The organism is Subsaximicrobium wynnwilliamsii, assembly GCF_007997225.1.
GTDB lineage: Bacteria > Bacteroidota > Bacteroidia > Flavobacteriales > Flavobacteriaceae > Psychroserpens > Psychroserpens wynnwilliamsii.
The window spans coordinates 58,076-73,863 of sequence record NZ_VORM01000010.1; the positions used below are offsets into that span (position 1 = coordinate 58,076).

A 15,788-nucleotide genomic window follows, 5' to 3' on the forward strand; every position below is an offset into this window, starting at 1 on the left:
AAAGCTTAGTGATCATGCAAAACCAACAATGGTATTTGCAAGTTTTCATTAATGCTTTCGGTTTGCGATTTGTTGAACAAGCGCTCTAAAAAACTTTGTTTGTGAATGGTTGCAGCCATCATGTCAATGTCATGGGTGTTGAGATATGCGCTTACGGCTTCAGCAATGGGAATGTCTTCTGCGAGCTCATATTTGCAATTGATGATGGCTAATTTTTGCTTGTCGAAACGCGCAATTTCAGAAACTTCGCCGCCAATACCCATTCGCAATACATGAAGCTGGAGTTTATGGGTTTTAATAAAATCCATGACCTCCTTAAATGGGGCATCATTTAGAGAGTCTTCGGGTTGTAAGCTCAATAAAAAGCTGTTTAGGGGCTTGAATTTATAAGCTTCGGGAATGATGATTGTAGTGCAATCTACTTTTCTAATCACATTAAGGGTGTTACTGCCAAAGAGCACTTCATTTGCGCCAGTTATGCCATTTGTGCCCATAACCACATAATCGATCTCGTGTTTTGAAACCACTTGATTTACCGCATCTTCAAAGACGTCAAAATCAATAAGAGCTTCGAATGTATGCTGGCTATTGTTGAAATCACTGCGGAAGGTATTGATCAAAGCCTCAAGTTTTTCCTTCGGTTTAATGGTAATGCTGTCGTGGATGCTCGCGTTGGGCGCTGCCATGAGATCATCGGAAATATAGGATTTCACTTTATGTACGTGCAGCACATAAAATTCACAAGCTTGGGCTTTAAAAAAATGCAATGCGTAATGCATGGCCTCTAGGGCGTTGTCTGAAAAATCGGTAAGGAGGAGGATGCGTTTCATAACTTGATCTTTAGTTGTATTAAATTTAGGGTTTTAATTAAAAATCGGCTATGATAAATGTCAGTATTGCTATTATTTTAAAAGCGCATAGGAGCGTCAAGACCTCTAAGATTTTTTTACGGACTGCAATCTATGGCACTGCTCGCCATGTCAACCATTGGAGCAGGAGAGAGGTAAGGAATGCCGAGTCCCAGCCCACGAATAATGAATAGTACCGCAATGACAACCACAAAAACCGGAATCGCTTTTTGAATGCGCTTTTTAACGCTCACATTCAAGAATTTGCCTATATAAATCGCGGTGGTCATCAAGGGGATGGTGCCCAAGCCAAACAAGGTCATATACAAACTGCCATAAACCGCATTCTGCATCGCCAAGGAGGCAAAAACCGCCATGTAAACGAGTCCGCAAGGGAGAAACCCATTGAGAAAGCCAATGGTCAAGAAGGTATCGGCAGATTTCTTTTTAAAGGCTTTGCCCATAGACGATTTCACTTTGCCAATAAGGCGGTATAATGGTTTTGAGAAGTTGTACTTATTGAAGGTTTGTACTGGTGTCAAGACCACCACAATCATCAAGATCCCTATAAAGATGGATAAATACTGCTGTATGCCAAAGAGATAGAGGCCTTTGCCCACCAAACCAAAAGCGAGACCGATGAGGCTGTAAGCGAGAAGCCTTCCGAAGTGATAGGTAAAGATCTGGAATACTTTTCTAGTGGAATTGCTGCGATCTACCGGCAACATAAAAGCGATGGGGCCACACATGCCAACGCAGTGAAAGCTACCCAAAAGGCCAAATATGAAGGCGGTCCAAAGCATTGTTTTTGTATTTAAGGATTAATTTTAGAATCAAGAATCAAGAATCAAGACCGTCCCGAAATCGGGACTGCTAGAATCAAGACTTGCTTGGTACTATTCGATTAAATTATATTTGATTCCGACTTCCGTCTTCTGTCTTCTGTCATGCAGCGCAGCGATCTTGCTTCGTTGTACCACAACGCTATTTTAGTAGCTAATCTCTTTTTTGTAGAGATAGCTGTTGCCATGATATTGCCAGTCCACACTAATGTTCCAACGACCATCCACCAAGCGTTTGTCAGGTATGAGCAAATTGTGATTAGACAGTGAAATCGTAGTTTCATAGTCTAGTTGCTTGTTGGATGGTCTATATAGGAACACTTTTCCTGTGATGTCTTTGATGTCTTTATCTAAAGGAAAACTAATGAGCAAGCCTTCTTTCGTTCTAGTCCAAGTCACATCGGTTGTGAGCGATTTTGCATGCTCTTGCTTATCAAGGTCTTCTTGAAACTCCAGCTCTTTTCCGTAATAATCTTCTGTAACCAAATCATAGCTAAGTTTTTCGTCCACATTCATTTGTATCACGAAATACATGATAAAGCTGATAAAGCCTATAAATGCTAATACGATACCTGTTCCCCAGTTAATTTTCATCTTCTTAGTTCCCACGAAATTGGGAATCGGTTTTAGTTAAAATCTATTTTTTTACTTTTGGCTCTTGGCCAGTTTTCAGTATTCAGTTGCCAGTCTCCAGTCTTCAGTCTCCGGTCTCCAGTCTTCCGTCTTCCGTCTTCAGTCTCCAGTCTTCCGTCTTCAGTCTTCCGTCTTCCGTCTTCCGTCTTCCGTCTTCCGTCTTCCGTCTTCAGTCTCCGGTCTCCGGTCTCCAGTCTCCAGTCTTCCGTCTTCCGTCTTCAGTCTTCGGTCTTCCGTCTTCGGTCTTCCGTCTCCGGTCTACCCTCTACCCTCTAAACACTACCCTCTATCGGAAAGCTCCTAGTTATAACTGCGAGGTCCCAAAAAGTTGACCGATGTGGTTTCAATCAATTCATCACCACTATAGACATCAATCATTAATTCGTTCTTATCGCCAGAAAGATCGCTTTGCTCCAATTCAATAAATAGGGTGCCTTTCGCTAAACCTTGCTCTGGCACTTTCACCACTTCTGAGGCAGATACTAATTTTATTGTGCCATTGTCAAAGCCACGAAGTTCAAACCTAACGTTTTCTATGCTTTTCGTTGTTTTATTGATCAATTTATAGGTAAACACATTGCTAATTCGCGTTTCGCCCACATGTTCATACAATTGCCCTGGCAATCGCAAGACACGTGCTTCCACATCATTGCGCAGCATGAGCATCCCAATCAAAAAGCCTGTAAGAATGACCAAGACTGCGGTATAACCTTTCAGTCTGGGTGTGAATTCAAATTTCTTTTTCTTCTCAATATCCTCTTCACTGGCATAGCGAATCAAGCCTCTTGGCAGGTCAATGCTATCCATGATATGGTCACATTCATCAATACAAGCAGTACAGTTAACACATTCCAATTGCGTACCATTCCTTATATCGATCCCAGTTGGGCAAACGTTCACACATTGAAAACAGTCAATACAGTCGCCATGTCCCAAGGCCTCACGGTCTTCGTTTTTTCTAAATTTCTTTCTACCATTCTCTGCCTCACCACGTTTATGGTCATAAGCCACCACAATGGATTTGTTATCCAGCAAAACCCCTTGCAGCCTTCCGTAGGGACAAGCAATAATACATACTTGTTCTCTGAACCAGGCGAACACGAAGTAGAACACCGCAGTAAAAATGACAAGCGGAAACAAAGTGCCCAAATGTTCAAAAGGCCCATCTGTGATATAGCCCAGCAATTTGTCACTGCCTATCAAATACGCCAAAAACACGTTGGCGATGATGAAGGAAATGACCAAAAAGATGAACCATTTTAGCAGCCTTTTTCTTATTTTTTCAGCATCCCATTTTTGTTTGTCCAAACGAATTTGCTTTCCTCTATCGCCATCAATCCAATATTCTATTCTTCGGAAGACCATTTCCAGGAAAATCGTCTGCGGACAAATCCACCCACAGAAAATTCTTCCGAAGCTAACTGTGAAAAGGGCGATAAATACGACACCAATGAGCATGGAGATGACAAACAGATGAAAATCCTGTGGCCAAAACGGAAAGCCGAAAATATTGAAACGGCGTTCCAAAATGTTGAACATCAAAAATTGATTGCCATTGATCTTGATAAAGGGAGCCGCCAAAAAAAAGGCCAGAAGCCCATAGCTAACGATCTTGCGCCACTCATAATAGCGACCACTTGGCTTTTTGGGATAGACCCAAGCGCGCTTGCCGTCATCGGTCAAGGTGCCAATAGTGTCCCTAAAGCTTTCGTTTTCTGTGCTCATTTTTTATCTAAATTTAGGCTTGCCTTATTGTATTCAGTCTTTCTCGATTTCCAGTACGTCATTAGACTTCACTTCCATAGCGCTAGAGGGTATGGCTTCCTTTGGTGCATTCTCATCGACCCAAATATCACCCTCTTGTTCCTTACCATCGGTAGGTGTTGTGCCTTGAAATTGTAACACGTAACTGGACACTTGAGCCATTTCAGCTGGTTTTAGACTTTGTTTCCAAGCGATCATGCCTTTTCCTGCGCGACCACCTTCAGAAATTGTTTTGAAGACATTTTTTATGCCTCCACCTAAAATCCAATGCTTGTCGGTTAAATTTGGTCCAATACCGCCACCACCATCTGCTTTATGGCAAGCGACACAGTTCATTTCATAAATGGTTTTACCCGCCTTTAAATCTGAGGCATCTACTAAAACAGTCACGGTGCTGAAATCCACCAAATCCTTGGCGCCTTTTTTATACTCTTCAATTTCCACCTTTGCCTGTTCCAAATTGGCTTGTAATTCATCATATTGATTCTCACCATCAAAGATGTGGTACCTTGCCATATAGACAAATGCAAAGACGATAGAGGCATAGAACCCATAAAGCCACCATGGTGGCAGATCATTGTCCAACTCACGAATACCATCGTAGTTATGGTCTAGGATGATCTCATGCTCTTCCTCCATTTCCTTGCCGCCACGTAATTTGGCGTAGGTTTCTTTTACCCAAATCAACACCTTTGATTGGCTGCTGCGCTTTAGATTGTAGCGTTCTTTAGCTTCAGCATCTAAAGTTTGGTAGAGAATATTTTCCAAGGATCTCACTATGGCTTCAATACCAATGAGTAATAAGAGCACGAAAATTAAAAATAAGCTAACTTCAGGTCTCTCTATAATCGCCAATTTATTACCAGAATCAATGGTAAGTTCTACTAAAACGACAATAATGAGGAACACAATTGGTATCCTTAGCCAGGCTGGGATTGAGTTTTTCATAGGTCTGTGGTATTTTCATCCTCTAAAGGAAGATTGCTAACATTAGTGATATACTCTTTCTTTGCAGTAACGACCCACCAAAATAGGAGCACAAAAAAAGTGAAAAATATAATTAGGGAGATCATGGGATATATTTCAATCCCAGTAATGCTCTCCATGTGGTTTTTTACAAATTTTAACATGGTCTATTGATTTTGTGATGTTGTGACTTCTAAATCCTTGACTTTAATATCTGTTCCCAAACGCTGTAAATAGGCGATCAAGGCTACGATTTCGCGGTTGCGCATCTCAATGAACTCCTCTCCAGCTGCTTTTTTATCGGCCTCGTAAGTATCCACAAAATCGGGATCGGAGTAGAGGTTTTGTTCAATGGCAGTGCCTTGATCCAACATAGACTGCTGTGCGTTTTCAATCTCAGCATCGGTGTAAGGCACCCCGAGTTTTACCATGACTCTCATTTTGTCCTCGGTCATGGATTTGTCCAACTCATCGGTAATGATCCATTTATAAGACGGCATGATGGAGCCTGATGAGGTGCTTTGAGGGTCGTACATGTGGTTAAGGTGCCAACTATCTGAATATTTGCCGCCAACCCGATGTAAATCTGGACCAGTTCGTTTACTTCCCCATAGATGTGGGTGGTCATAAACAAACTCTCCGGCTTTGGAAAATTCACCGTATCGCTCAACCTCACTTCTAAATGGCCTTACCATTTGTGAGTGACAGCCTACACAACCTTCTCGTATGTAAAGATCTCGACCTTCCAATTCTAAAGCTGTGTAGGGTCTCACGCTGCTTATTGTTGGTATGTTTGAGTCTATCATTAGCGTGGGTACAATTTGAACAATACCACCAATTAAAATGGCGATGGTCGCAAAAATGGTTAGTTTAACCGGCTTACGCTCTAACCAAGTGTGCCATCCCTCACCAGTTGTGCGGTGTTTTGAAACATTTTGTAATGCTGCAGCTTCAGCCAATTCATCGGCAATAGGACTTCCTTTTCTAATGGTTGCAATAATGTTGTACACCAACACGATCATACCAATAATGTAAAGGGTACCACCAATAGCTCTCATGGCGTACATTGGCATGATTTCAGTCACAGTTTCCAAGAAGTTTCCGTAGAGTAAGGTGCCATCAGGATTAAATTGTTTCCACATACTGGCTTGGGTAAAGCCTGCAACATACATGGGTAGGGCATACATGATGATACCCAGCGTGCCAATCCAAAAATGCAAGTTTGCCAATTTCACGGAATATAAGCTGGTTTTGGTCATTCTTGGGATCAAGTAATAAATCATACCAAAGGCCAAGAAGCCGTTCCATGCAAGCGCACCAACGTGCACGTGTGCAATAATCCAATCTGTATAATGGGCAATGGCATTCACATTTTTGAGTGATAACATTGGACCCTCAAAGGTGGCCATCCCATAACCTGTGATTGCGACCACAAAGAATTTAAGAACAGGATCTGTTCTCACTTTATCCCAAGCGCCACGAAGTGTCAATAACCCGTTGATCATCCCACCCCAAGATGGCATCAATAGCATTACAGAAAAGGCAACCCCTAAGTTTTGCGCCCATTCTGGAAGGGCTGTGTATAGTAAGTGGTGAGGGCCTGCCCAAATGTAAATGAAGATGAGCGACCAAAAGTGGATGATGGATAAGCGATAGGAGTACACCGGCCTGTTCGCGGCTTTAGGCACAAAATAATACATTAAGCCCAAAAATGGTGTGGTCAAGAAAAAGGCTACCGCATTGTGCCCATACCACCATTGTACCAAGGCATCTTGAACACCGGCGTAAACAGAGTAACTCTTCAATCCGCTTACTGGTAATTCCAAACTATTGAAAATATGCAATACGGCTACGGTCACAAATGTGGCGATGTAAAACCAAATAGCCACATAGAGATGGCGTTGTCTTCTTTTGAGAATGGTACCAATCAAATTCCATCCAAAAACCACCCAAATCACGGCAATGGCGATATCAAAAGGCCACTCGAGCTCAGCATATTCTTTTGATGTCGTATACCCTAGTGGTAAGGTAATCGCAGCACCCACAATAATCAATTGCCAGCCCCAAAAGTTGATATCACTAAGTTTATCGCTAAACATTCGCGCTTTCAACAAACGTTGGGAAGAGTAATACACCCCAGCAAATATGGCGTTCCCCACAAAGGCGAAAATAATGGCGTTGGTATGCAATGGTCTTAATCGGCCAAAACTCAACCAGGATACACCATCGGTTAAGTTAGGGAATAAGAAGAGGTAGGCGAGTAGCAGGCCCACAAGCATCCCAACAACGCCCCAGAACATCGTGGCGTAGAGAAATTTTTTGACAATCTTATTGTCGTAGTAGAATTGTTGAACTTCCATAGTGAATTAATTAATCTTTTGAATTGTCGGTCTTGGTTTTGGAATCCTCTTTTACGAGTTCATCGTCAAATAGCATTCTAACGGAAGGTGTGTAACTATCATCGTACTGACCACTTCTTACTGCCATAATAAAGGCAATGAAAAACACCACAGCAACAATAATGCTGATACTCAGTAAAATATATATAACACTCATACCTATTAGAAGTTATGGTTCAAAATTAAGTTGAATTGGGTTTTTAGAATATGATTTTTATCATGTTCCTATAATTTATATGGTCATCGAGAAAATCTGGGTCTCGGATTGCTTTTGATGCAGTTTCAAATCGAAGGCCATACAAATGTTTCTAATGAAGGGTTTTGCAGCTTCCGGAATGGTCAACCGTTCGTTGCCCATATGCACAATGCCATCGTTTTCTGCCTCTTTCAGGGAGTCCAAAACCGATGCTAACTGCGGAAACGCCATGCGATCTTCCTCCCAAGCGGTTTCCAATTGACACATGATGTTCAAGATGTGCTGTCTAATAATCAAGTCTTCTTCAGAAAGTAGATGCCCCTTAAACACTGGTATTTCTCCTGAAGCCACTAGGGCTTCATATTCCTTTACGGTTTTTACATTCTGCGCAAAGCCATACCAACTATCGCTAATGGCCGACATGCCCAGGCCAATCATCAACTGCGTGGTGTTGGTGGTGTACCCCATAAAATTGCGGTGTAGGGTTTGGTTTTTCATGGCCTTATAAAGCTGGTCAGATTTTAAGGCGAAATGGTCCATGCCAATTTCTTCGTAACCAAGGTCTAGAAACATTTGCTTTCCAGTTTCATAGAGGGCGCGTTTTTCATCGTCCTTTGGGATATCGGCTTCATCAAAACCGCGTTGACCAACACCTTTTACCCACGGCACATGCGCATAACTGTAAAATGAAATACGATCGGGCAATAGACTTTTTGTTTTTTCAATACTATTTTTGATGCTGTCAAGGGTTTGAAATGGCAAGCCAAAAATCAAATCGTGGCTTATGGACGTATAGCCAATCTCTCGAGACCATTGGGTCACTTTCTCTACCTGCTCGAACGTCTGCAATCTGTGAATGGCCGCCTGTACTTTGGGATCATAATCCTGAATCCCATAACTCACCCTGGTAAACCCTAAATCGTAAAGGGCTTGCAATTGCTCTTTTGTGGTATTGTTGGGATGCCCTTCAAAACTGAACTCATAATCGGCGTGTAAAACCGAAGGTTCTAAAATGCCTTTGATCAACAAACTCAAATTCTCGCTAGAGAAAAAGGTTGGGGTGCCACCACCCAAATGGATTTCCTTGATGACTGGTTTTTCTGGCATTTCATTGACGTACAAGTCCCATTCCTTTAAAACAGTTTTTATGTAAGGATCTTCCATGCCATGGCGTTTGGTAATGTGTTTGTGGCAGGCGCAAAACGTACAAAGGCTCTCACAAAATGGTAAATGAATGTATAAACTAATGCCTTGATCGCTGTTGCTTTCTATAAAGGAACGCTTAAAGGATTTCATCCAAAGGTCTTTGGTAAAAGCCTCGAGATCCCAAAACGGAACGGTAGGATAACTCGTATATCGCGGTCCTGGAATGTTGTATTTCTTAATGAGTGTTTTATTCATGATCAATTCTTTTTAACAGATTGTCAATTTTATTTTTTTCTTCGGAAAATGAAGTGTTTCAATCAAACTTTAGCCTGCCGCAAGGCGTTTGGTCTTTTTTGATGCTGAAACTTGGCAGCGTTCTTTTTAGGCGTTCGCAAGGCTCCAATATTATTGGTGGCAATGGTTGTGAACACGACGATGCTGATGGAACTCAAAGGCATTAAAATCGCTGCAATCACGGGTGCCAATTGCCCGGTAACCGCAAAATAGAGGCCGATGCTGTTATAAAACAGTGAGAGTATAAAACTCCATTTCACAATACGGATGGCACTTTTTGAAGCCTTGATAAATTGATGGAGTTGGTTGAACTTGCTCGCATCCAAAATGGCATCACAGGCGGGTGAGAATACGTTGACGTTTTCAGACAAGGCAATGCCCACGTCGCTTTGCGCCAAGGCACCAGCATCATTTAGACCATCGCCAACCATCAACACTTTTGCGCCTTCAGTTTGATGAAATTTGATATACTCCAGCTTATCGTCTGGTTTTTGGTTGAAAATCAATTTGGTTTTTGAGGGCAACAACTTTTTCAAATTTTCAAGCTCACCTTCGTTATCGCCAGAAAGAATGACCAAATCATACTGTTTTTTGAGTTGGTTGAACAATTTCGCCAAGCCCTTTCTATAACTGTTGTAAAAGGTGTATTTGCCTTTGTAGCTGTCGTTGGTGCTAATATGCACTTGTGTATTTAGTATGGAGGAATTTGCAGCGCCTACAAAACTCGCAGAGCCAATTTTAATGCGGTCCAAATTGTGTGTGGCCTCAATGCCTTTGCCCAGATGCTCCTCAAAATGATTGAGTGTAATGATGTTGTTTTCATCCAAAATATCATAGAGCGTCCGGCTTAAAGGGTGGTTGGAGCCACGAAGCGTGTTCTTTAAAAGGATTTCTTCGGAAGCATTCAAGGTCACACCATCATAGGTGGCGCTGCTGTGCTTGTTGGAGGTGATGGTGCCGGTCTTGTCGAAAATGATGGTATCAATCGCTGCCAATTGTTCAATGACGGAGGCATTCTTGACGTAGAACTTCAGCTTACCGAAGATGCGCAATAAATTACCGAAGGTAAAAGGCGCTGCTAAAGCAATGGCACAAGGGCAGGCAATAATAAGCACTGCAGTAAAGACGTTCATCGCTTTGGAGGCGTCAACAAAAAGCCAATAGGTGGTTGCAATTACCGCGATACTAAGTACTGCAAACGTAAATCGCTTACTGATTTTATTGGTTAATGTGGTAAAACCATCTTCCTTGTTTTTGCTAAAAACATCATTACTCCACAATTGGGTCAAATAACTTTGCTCGACAGATTTGATGGCTTCCATTTCCAAAACGCCAGAAGTCTGCTTGCCACCAGCAAACAATTTATCGCCAGAGACTTTACTCAATGTTTCCGATTCTCCCGTGACAAAACTGTAGTCTATTTTTGCCCTTCCGTTGATGAGAATGCCGTCAACTGGGATCAATTCTTCGTTTCTAATGAGCAAACGGTCGCCCTTTTTAATGTCGTACACTTGGATTGGAGTTTCAATCCCTTCCGAAGAAATTATGGTAACCGCAATTGGGAAATACGATTTATAATCGCGCTCAAAGGATAAGAAATTATAGGTTTTTTGCTGAAAGAACCTGCCCAATAACAAAAAGAACACCAAGCCCGTTAAGCTGTCAAAAAAGCCCGAGCCCAAATCGAAAATGATTTCTACGGTACTTCGCAGAAACAATACGGCAATACCGAGTGCGATGGGCACATCAATGTTGAGCAAATTGGCACGCAGTCCCTTGTAGGCCGATGTGAAATAATCGGCACCCGCATAAAACACAACGGGCAAGCTAAAGGCAAACATCAGCCAACGGAAAAAGACTTTATACTGTTCCAGCCAAAATTCGCCGACTTCAAAATACTCGGGAAACGACAGAAACATCACATTACCAAAGGCAAAACCAGCAATCCCCACTTTGTAGATGAGCGAGCGGTTCACTTTTTGCTGTCCAGTTTTAAAATCGTCTAATGAAATGTAAGGCTCATACCCAATGCTGCTGAGCAGCAATACGGTTTCTTTTAGTGACCCTTTTTCAGCATTGTAAGTTACCCTAACGCTCTTTTTTCCGAAGTTCACTTGTGAGGTCGTGATATTGGGATTGAGTTTGTTGAGGTTTTCCAGAATCCAAATACAAGAACTGCAGTGAATATGCGGAATGTATAAATTGGCCACTTGGGTTTTACCGTCGTTGAATTCGGTAAGTTTCTCAATGATATTGGCTTGGGACAAAAAATCGTATTTCCCTTCAATTTCTTTAGGGACTGCACCAGGGGACGCCTGCAAATCGTAATAGCAAGTCAAGTCGTTTTCAGAAAATATCTCGTACACCGTTTTGCAGCCATTACAACAAAATGCTTTGTCGTCATAACGAATTACCGATGAGTTGCAATCATCACCACAGTGGAAACAATGATTTTGTTCCATATTATTTGCTCATTTATACCTGGTGCAAAGGTCAAAAATCAACAAGCTTTAAAATATGATAATTGTCATGTTATGTGTATTTTTGCAGTTTATAAATAGTAGGGTATGACCAGATGTGATCATTGTATTGCCAGGCAATTGAGTGCTATGAAATCCATGACGAAGGAGGAGCTTAAGCTGGTGTCAGACTGCAAGACGACGCGGTTCTTTAAAAAGGGAGATGTTATTTTTGAAGAGGGTGAGGCGCTCAATGGGGTTTTTTGTGTGAGGGATGGTGTTGCCAAGCTCACAAAATTGAATGCCAATGGCAAGGACCAGACTGTGAAATTATTGGGTCGTGGCGATATGATTGGGCAACGCTCGGTAATTAGCAATGAACGCACCAATTTAAGCGCAGTGGCGCTCAATGATATTGAATTGTGCTATGTACCTAGAGATCAAATCGTAAACCCGCTTCAAAAAAATCAAGAGTTCTCTTTTGATGTGCTTCAAAATTTCGCAAAGGACTTAAAGAATTCTGAAGACGACCTTGTCAATATGGCACAAAAATCGGTAAAACAACGCATTGCCGAAACCCTTCTTTATGTGCATCGTACCTTTGGTGTCGATGCCAATGGCTATTTAAGCGTAGTGCTCTCTCGAGAGGATTATGCGAGTATTGTTGGGACAGCAACAGAATCTACGATTAGAATCCTATCCCAATTCAAAAAAGACGGTTTCATTTCTACGGAAGGCAAACTTATTAAAATCGAAAATCTTGAGAAACTGAGACAGGTAGAATAAGTTGAATTTGAACTTGAATTTGAACTTGAACTTGAACTTGAACTTGAATTTGAACTTGAATTTGAACTTGAATTTGAACTTGAACTAAAATTTGAATTTGAACTTGAAGCTGCACTTTACAAGCGTTATGGGTTTTAGTCTTTTTACTTGTAATTGAACCCGATATGTGGACATTGATTTTCGAGAGTTGCAGTAAGCCGAAAACAATGAGTAGCGAATGGCACGCATATCTCTCAGATATCACGAATCCACACAAAAAAGAAATAGAATTTCTTTTTAAAGCAAAGCAGGTGGCCAAAATTCTTAGCCCAACACTTATTTTTTAATAAAGCTTTAAGATTTGTGCGTCTAAATAGTCGTATTTTTATAGAGCATGAAAAAAGAGAACAAACACAAAAAAGGCTTCGTCTTTAAACCTTACGAAGCGCCCAATCAATCCCCATTCGACAAACTTTTTGAGATCTTCAAGGAGTTGATTACCCACACCTCAGGCGATTTTGATGAAGCCATCGATTGGTTAAAGCAGTTGGACAAGGAATATGAATTGACCACTGCCGAATATACCATAGATGATTTTATCGAGGACCTTAAGAAAAAAGGATACATCAAAGAGGAAATCGATATTGATGGCAAGGGTGGGATGGCCATTACGGCCAAGACCGAACGCGCCATTCGCCAGCAGGCCTTGAACCAAATCTTTGGAGCACTTAGAAAAAGTGGTCGTGGCAATCATCAAAGTAAGAGTCCAGGTATTGGCGATGAGCACACTGGCGATTTTAGAGACTACCAGTTTGGGGATGCCCTGGATAAGGTGTCAATGACGGAAAGCTTGAAAAATGCACAAATCAATCATGGTATCGGGGATTTCAGTATTTCGGAAGATGATCTGGTGGTTGAGGAAACCATGCACAAATCCCAAATGAGCACCGTATTGATGATCGATATCAGCCACAGTATGATTCTCTATGGCGAAGATCGCATCACACCGGCCAAGAAAGTGGCGATGGCGCTTGCCGAATTGATAACCTCGCGTTACCCAAAAGACACTTTGGATATTATCGTTTTTGGTAATGATTCCTGGCAAATTGAAATTGCCGATCTGCCCTATTTAAAAGTAGGTCCCTACCATACCAATACCGTGGCAGGATTGCAATTGGCGCTGGATTTACTCCGCAGAAAACGAAACACCAACAAACAGATTTTTATGATTACCGATGGGAAACCAAGTTGCTTGCGTTTGCCCGATGGTCAATATTATAAAGACAGTAACGGCCTCAATCCGCATATCACGAACAAGTGCTACGCCATGGCCGGACAAGCCAGAAAGTTACACATCCCCATCACCACCTTCATGATTGCGCAAGACCCTTATCTCATGCAATTTGTGCAAGAATTCACAAAAGCCAACCAAGGCAAGGCCTTTTATACAGGCTTAAAAGGTTTGGGCGAGATGATTTTTGAGGATTATGAAACCAATAGGAAAAAACGGATTAGAGGATAAGCTCCTCCCGACCTTCCCGAAAGGGAAGGAGCCAAGGCTAATCAAAATCTTCCTAAAAAGAAGATTTTACAAATAAAAATAAATTTACTAATTAAACACCCCCAACAGTTCCCTCTCCCTTGGAGAGGGTTAGGGAGAGGCAAATATGACAGAAATTACAACACTAGGCGAATTAAAAAAATCAAAGTACCAATCGAAATCCATCAAGGATGAGCTGCGTGATAATTTGATTCAGAAAATAAGGAATAAAGAAACCACGTTTGAGGGCGTTCATGGCTATGAAAACACCGTGATTCCAGAATTGGAGCGTGCCATTTTATCAAGACATAACATCAACCTTCTGGGATTACGCGGTCAAGCGAAAACACGTTTGGCGCGACTCATGCTCAATTTATTGGATGAGCACATCCCCTTGGTGGAAGGTTCTGAGATCAATGACGATCCCTTCAACCCAATATCGCGTTATGCGAAAGAGTTGATTGCTGAAAAAGGAGACGACACCCCAATTACATGGTTGCATCGCAGTGAACGGTTTGCCGAAAAATTGGCCACGCCAGATGTGACTGTTGCCGATTTGATTGGTGACGTAGATCCCATAAAAGCGGCCAACTTGAAATTGAGTTATGCCGATGATCGCGTGATTCACTACGGAATGATTCCGCGTGCAAACCGATGTATTTTTGTCATCAACGAATTGCCAGATTTGCAGGCAAGAATCCAGGTAGCCTTGTTCAATATTTTGCAGGAAGGGGATATTCAAATTCGTGGCTTCAAATTGCGATTGCCATTGGATGTGCAATTTATATTCACAGCAAATCCTGAAGATTATACCAACCGAGGAAGCATTGTCACGCCTTTGAAAGATAGAATTGGAAGTCAGATCTTGACCCATTATCCCACTGATATTGAGACCGCACGTTTAATCACAGAGCAAGAAGCCAAGTTGGTGGAAAGTCAAAAAGAAAACGTCATGGTGCCAGATTTGGCGAGGGATTTACTCGAGCAAATTGTTTTTGAAGCGAGAGAAAGTGAGTTTATAGATTCTAAAAGTGGGGTAAGTGCCCGATTGAGCATTACCGCTTTAGAGAACTTATTGAGCACTGCCGAGCGTCGTGCCTTGCGATCAGGTGACGAGAAAACAACCTTGCGAATGAGTGATTTTGTGGGGATCATTCCATCCATTACCGGGAAAGTGGAATTGGTTTATGAAGGTGAGCAAGAAGGTGCAGCCATGGTGGCTTACAACCTCATTGGTGAAGCGGTAAAAAGTTTGTTTCCAGAATTTTTCCCAGCGATTGAAAAGTTGAAAAAACAACAAGAAGAAACTCCCTACGACCCAATCGTATCTTGGTTCTTTAATCAAAAAGACGGATTCGAATTATTGGATGATGTGAGAGATAAGGAATATAAAAATTTACTCGATGCCATTTCCCCTTTGAATGATTTGTTGGCAGAACACCAGTCTAAGCTGAAAAAAGAAGACAGTTACTTCGTAAAGGAATTTGTGCTATGGGCTTTGGTGGAATTTAAGCAATTGAGCAAATTCCGCTTTACGGAAGGCATCCAGTTTCAAGATCCTTATGGCAGTTATATCAGTGGTATTTAGTGCTTAATTGCTTTCAAGTCAATTTTTGATGCTTTTGAACGCTGCTGATTTTATAATATGTCATAATTTTAGATATGTTGAATCCATTTATAAAACCGAATAGTATGAAACCAGGAAAAAGTGAACAAGAGCACGAAAAGCAACGTGATTTGAACAAGCAAGGTCTAAAGGAACAAGCCATTAATATTAAAGAAAAGGCCTCAGACGGGAAGGAAATCAATCCTCAAGTGAAACAGAAACAGGAAAAGCACCAACCTCGGGATAATGCCTAGGGTATTGGCCAATCAAAGTTGATGTACCTGAATGTTTTATCAAGTATACATTTGTATTACAATTATGAGACCTGCA

At 41.7% G+C, this 15,788-nt stretch carries 14 protein-coding genes; 4 read left to right on the forward strand and 10 right to left on the reverse strand.

What is annotated here, in order from left to right; all coding sequences use genetic code 11:
• Positions 1–5: 5 nt before the first annotated feature.
• From ESY88_RS10325 to ESY88_RS10375, 10 genes are all read right to left on the reverse strand, one after another.
• Positions 6–830 carry a universal stress protein gene (locus tag ESY88_RS10325; protein WP_147086692.1) on the reverse strand — a complete coding sequence of 275 codons (825 nt, stop codon included), beginning with the start codon at positions 828–830 and terminating at the stop codon, positions 6–8.
• 116 nt (positions 831–946) lie between these two features.
• Positions 947–1,651 carry a sulfite exporter TauE/SafE family protein gene (locus tag ESY88_RS10330; protein WP_147086693.1) on the reverse strand — a complete coding sequence of 235 codons (705 nt, stop codon included), beginning with the start codon at positions 1,649–1,651 and terminating at the stop codon, positions 947–949.
• 186 nt (positions 1,652–1,837) lie between these two features.
• Positions 1,838–2,284, reverse strand: a complete 447-nt coding sequence (locus ESY88_RS10335) for a FixH family protein (RefSeq protein ID WP_147086694.1) — start codon at positions 2,282–2,284, stop codon at positions 1,838–1,840.
• Positions 2,285–2,623: 339 nt separating this feature from the next.
• The gene (ccoG, locus tag ESY88_RS10345) at positions 2,624–4,048 is read right to left on the reverse strand and encodes a cytochrome c oxidase accessory protein CcoG (protein WP_147086695.1); all 1,425 of its coding nucleotides are present in this window, start codon (positions 4,046–4,048) and stop codon (positions 2,624–2,626) included.
• A gap of 33 nt (positions 4,049–4,081) precedes the next feature.
• A complete protein-coding gene (locus tag ESY88_RS10350; protein ID WP_147086696.1) occupies positions 4,082–5,035 on the reverse strand; it encodes a cbb3-type cytochrome c oxidase N-terminal domain-containing protein in 954 nt (317 codons plus the stop codon).
• Positions 5,032–5,217, reverse strand: coding sequence for a CcoQ/FixQ family Cbb3-type cytochrome c oxidase assembly chaperone (locus ESY88_RS10355; protein WP_147086697.1), 186 nt, complete (start codon positions 5,215–5,217; stop codon positions 5,032–5,034). The genes ESY88_RS10350 and ESY88_RS10355 overlap by 4 nt, the downstream gene beginning before the upstream one ends.
• 3 nt (positions 5,218–5,220) lie before the next feature.
• Positions 5,221–7,413: a cytochrome-c oxidase, cbb3-type subunit I gene (ccoN, locus tag ESY88_RS10360; RefSeq protein WP_147086698.1), complete on the reverse strand. Its 2,193-nt coding sequence runs from the start codon at positions 7,411–7,413 to the stop codon at positions 5,221–5,223.
• A gap of 10 nt (positions 7,414–7,423) precedes the next feature.
• Entirely contained in the window at positions 7,424–7,609 is a 186-nt protein-coding gene (gene ccoS, locus ESY88_RS10365) for a cbb3-type cytochrome oxidase assembly protein CcoS (protein ID WP_147086699.1), read from the reverse strand.
• A 75-nt stretch (positions 7,610–7,684) separates the two neighbouring features.
• Positions 7,685–9,049, reverse strand: a complete 1,365-nt coding sequence (gene hemN, locus ESY88_RS10370; RefSeq protein ID WP_147086700.1) for an oxygen-independent coproporphyrinogen III oxidase — start codon at positions 9,047–9,049, stop codon at positions 7,685–7,687.
• A 62-nt stretch (positions 9,050–9,111) separates the two neighbouring features.
• A complete protein-coding gene (locus ESY88_RS10375; RefSeq protein WP_147086701.1) occupies positions 9,112–11,550 on the reverse strand; it encodes a heavy metal translocating P-type ATPase in 2,439 nt (812 codons plus the stop codon).
• A 105-nt stretch (positions 11,551–11,655) separates the two neighbouring features.
• Between ESY88_RS10375 and ESY88_RS10380 the strand changes: the two genes are divergently transcribed.
• The 4 genes from ESY88_RS10380 (at position 11,656) to ESY88_RS21010 (ending at position 15,712) form a co-directional block, all read left to right on the forward strand.
• Positions 11,656–12,333, forward strand: coding sequence for a Crp/Fnr family transcriptional regulator (locus ESY88_RS10380; RefSeq protein WP_189702577.1), 678 nt, complete (start codon positions 11,656–11,658; stop codon positions 12,331–12,333).
• 373 nt (positions 12,334–12,706) lie between these two features.
• Positions 12,707–13,834 (forward strand): vWA domain-containing protein, encoded by a 1,128-nt coding sequence (locus tag ESY88_RS10385; RefSeq protein WP_147086702.1) that lies wholly within the window; start codon positions 12,707–12,709, stop codon positions 13,832–13,834.
• 145 nt (positions 13,835–13,979) lie between these two features.
• On the forward strand, positions 13,980–15,440 hold the full coding sequence (locus ESY88_RS10390) for a sigma 54-interacting transcriptional regulator (protein WP_147086703.1): 1,461 nt from the start codon (positions 13,980–13,982) through the stop codon (positions 15,438–15,440).
• A gap of 104 nt (positions 15,441–15,544) precedes the next feature.
• Positions 15,545–15,712 (forward strand): hypothetical protein, encoded by a 168-nt coding sequence (locus tag ESY88_RS21010; protein WP_189702580.1) that lies wholly within the window; start codon positions 15,545–15,547, stop codon positions 15,710–15,712.
• Positions 15,713–15,788 lie beyond the last annotated feature (76 nt).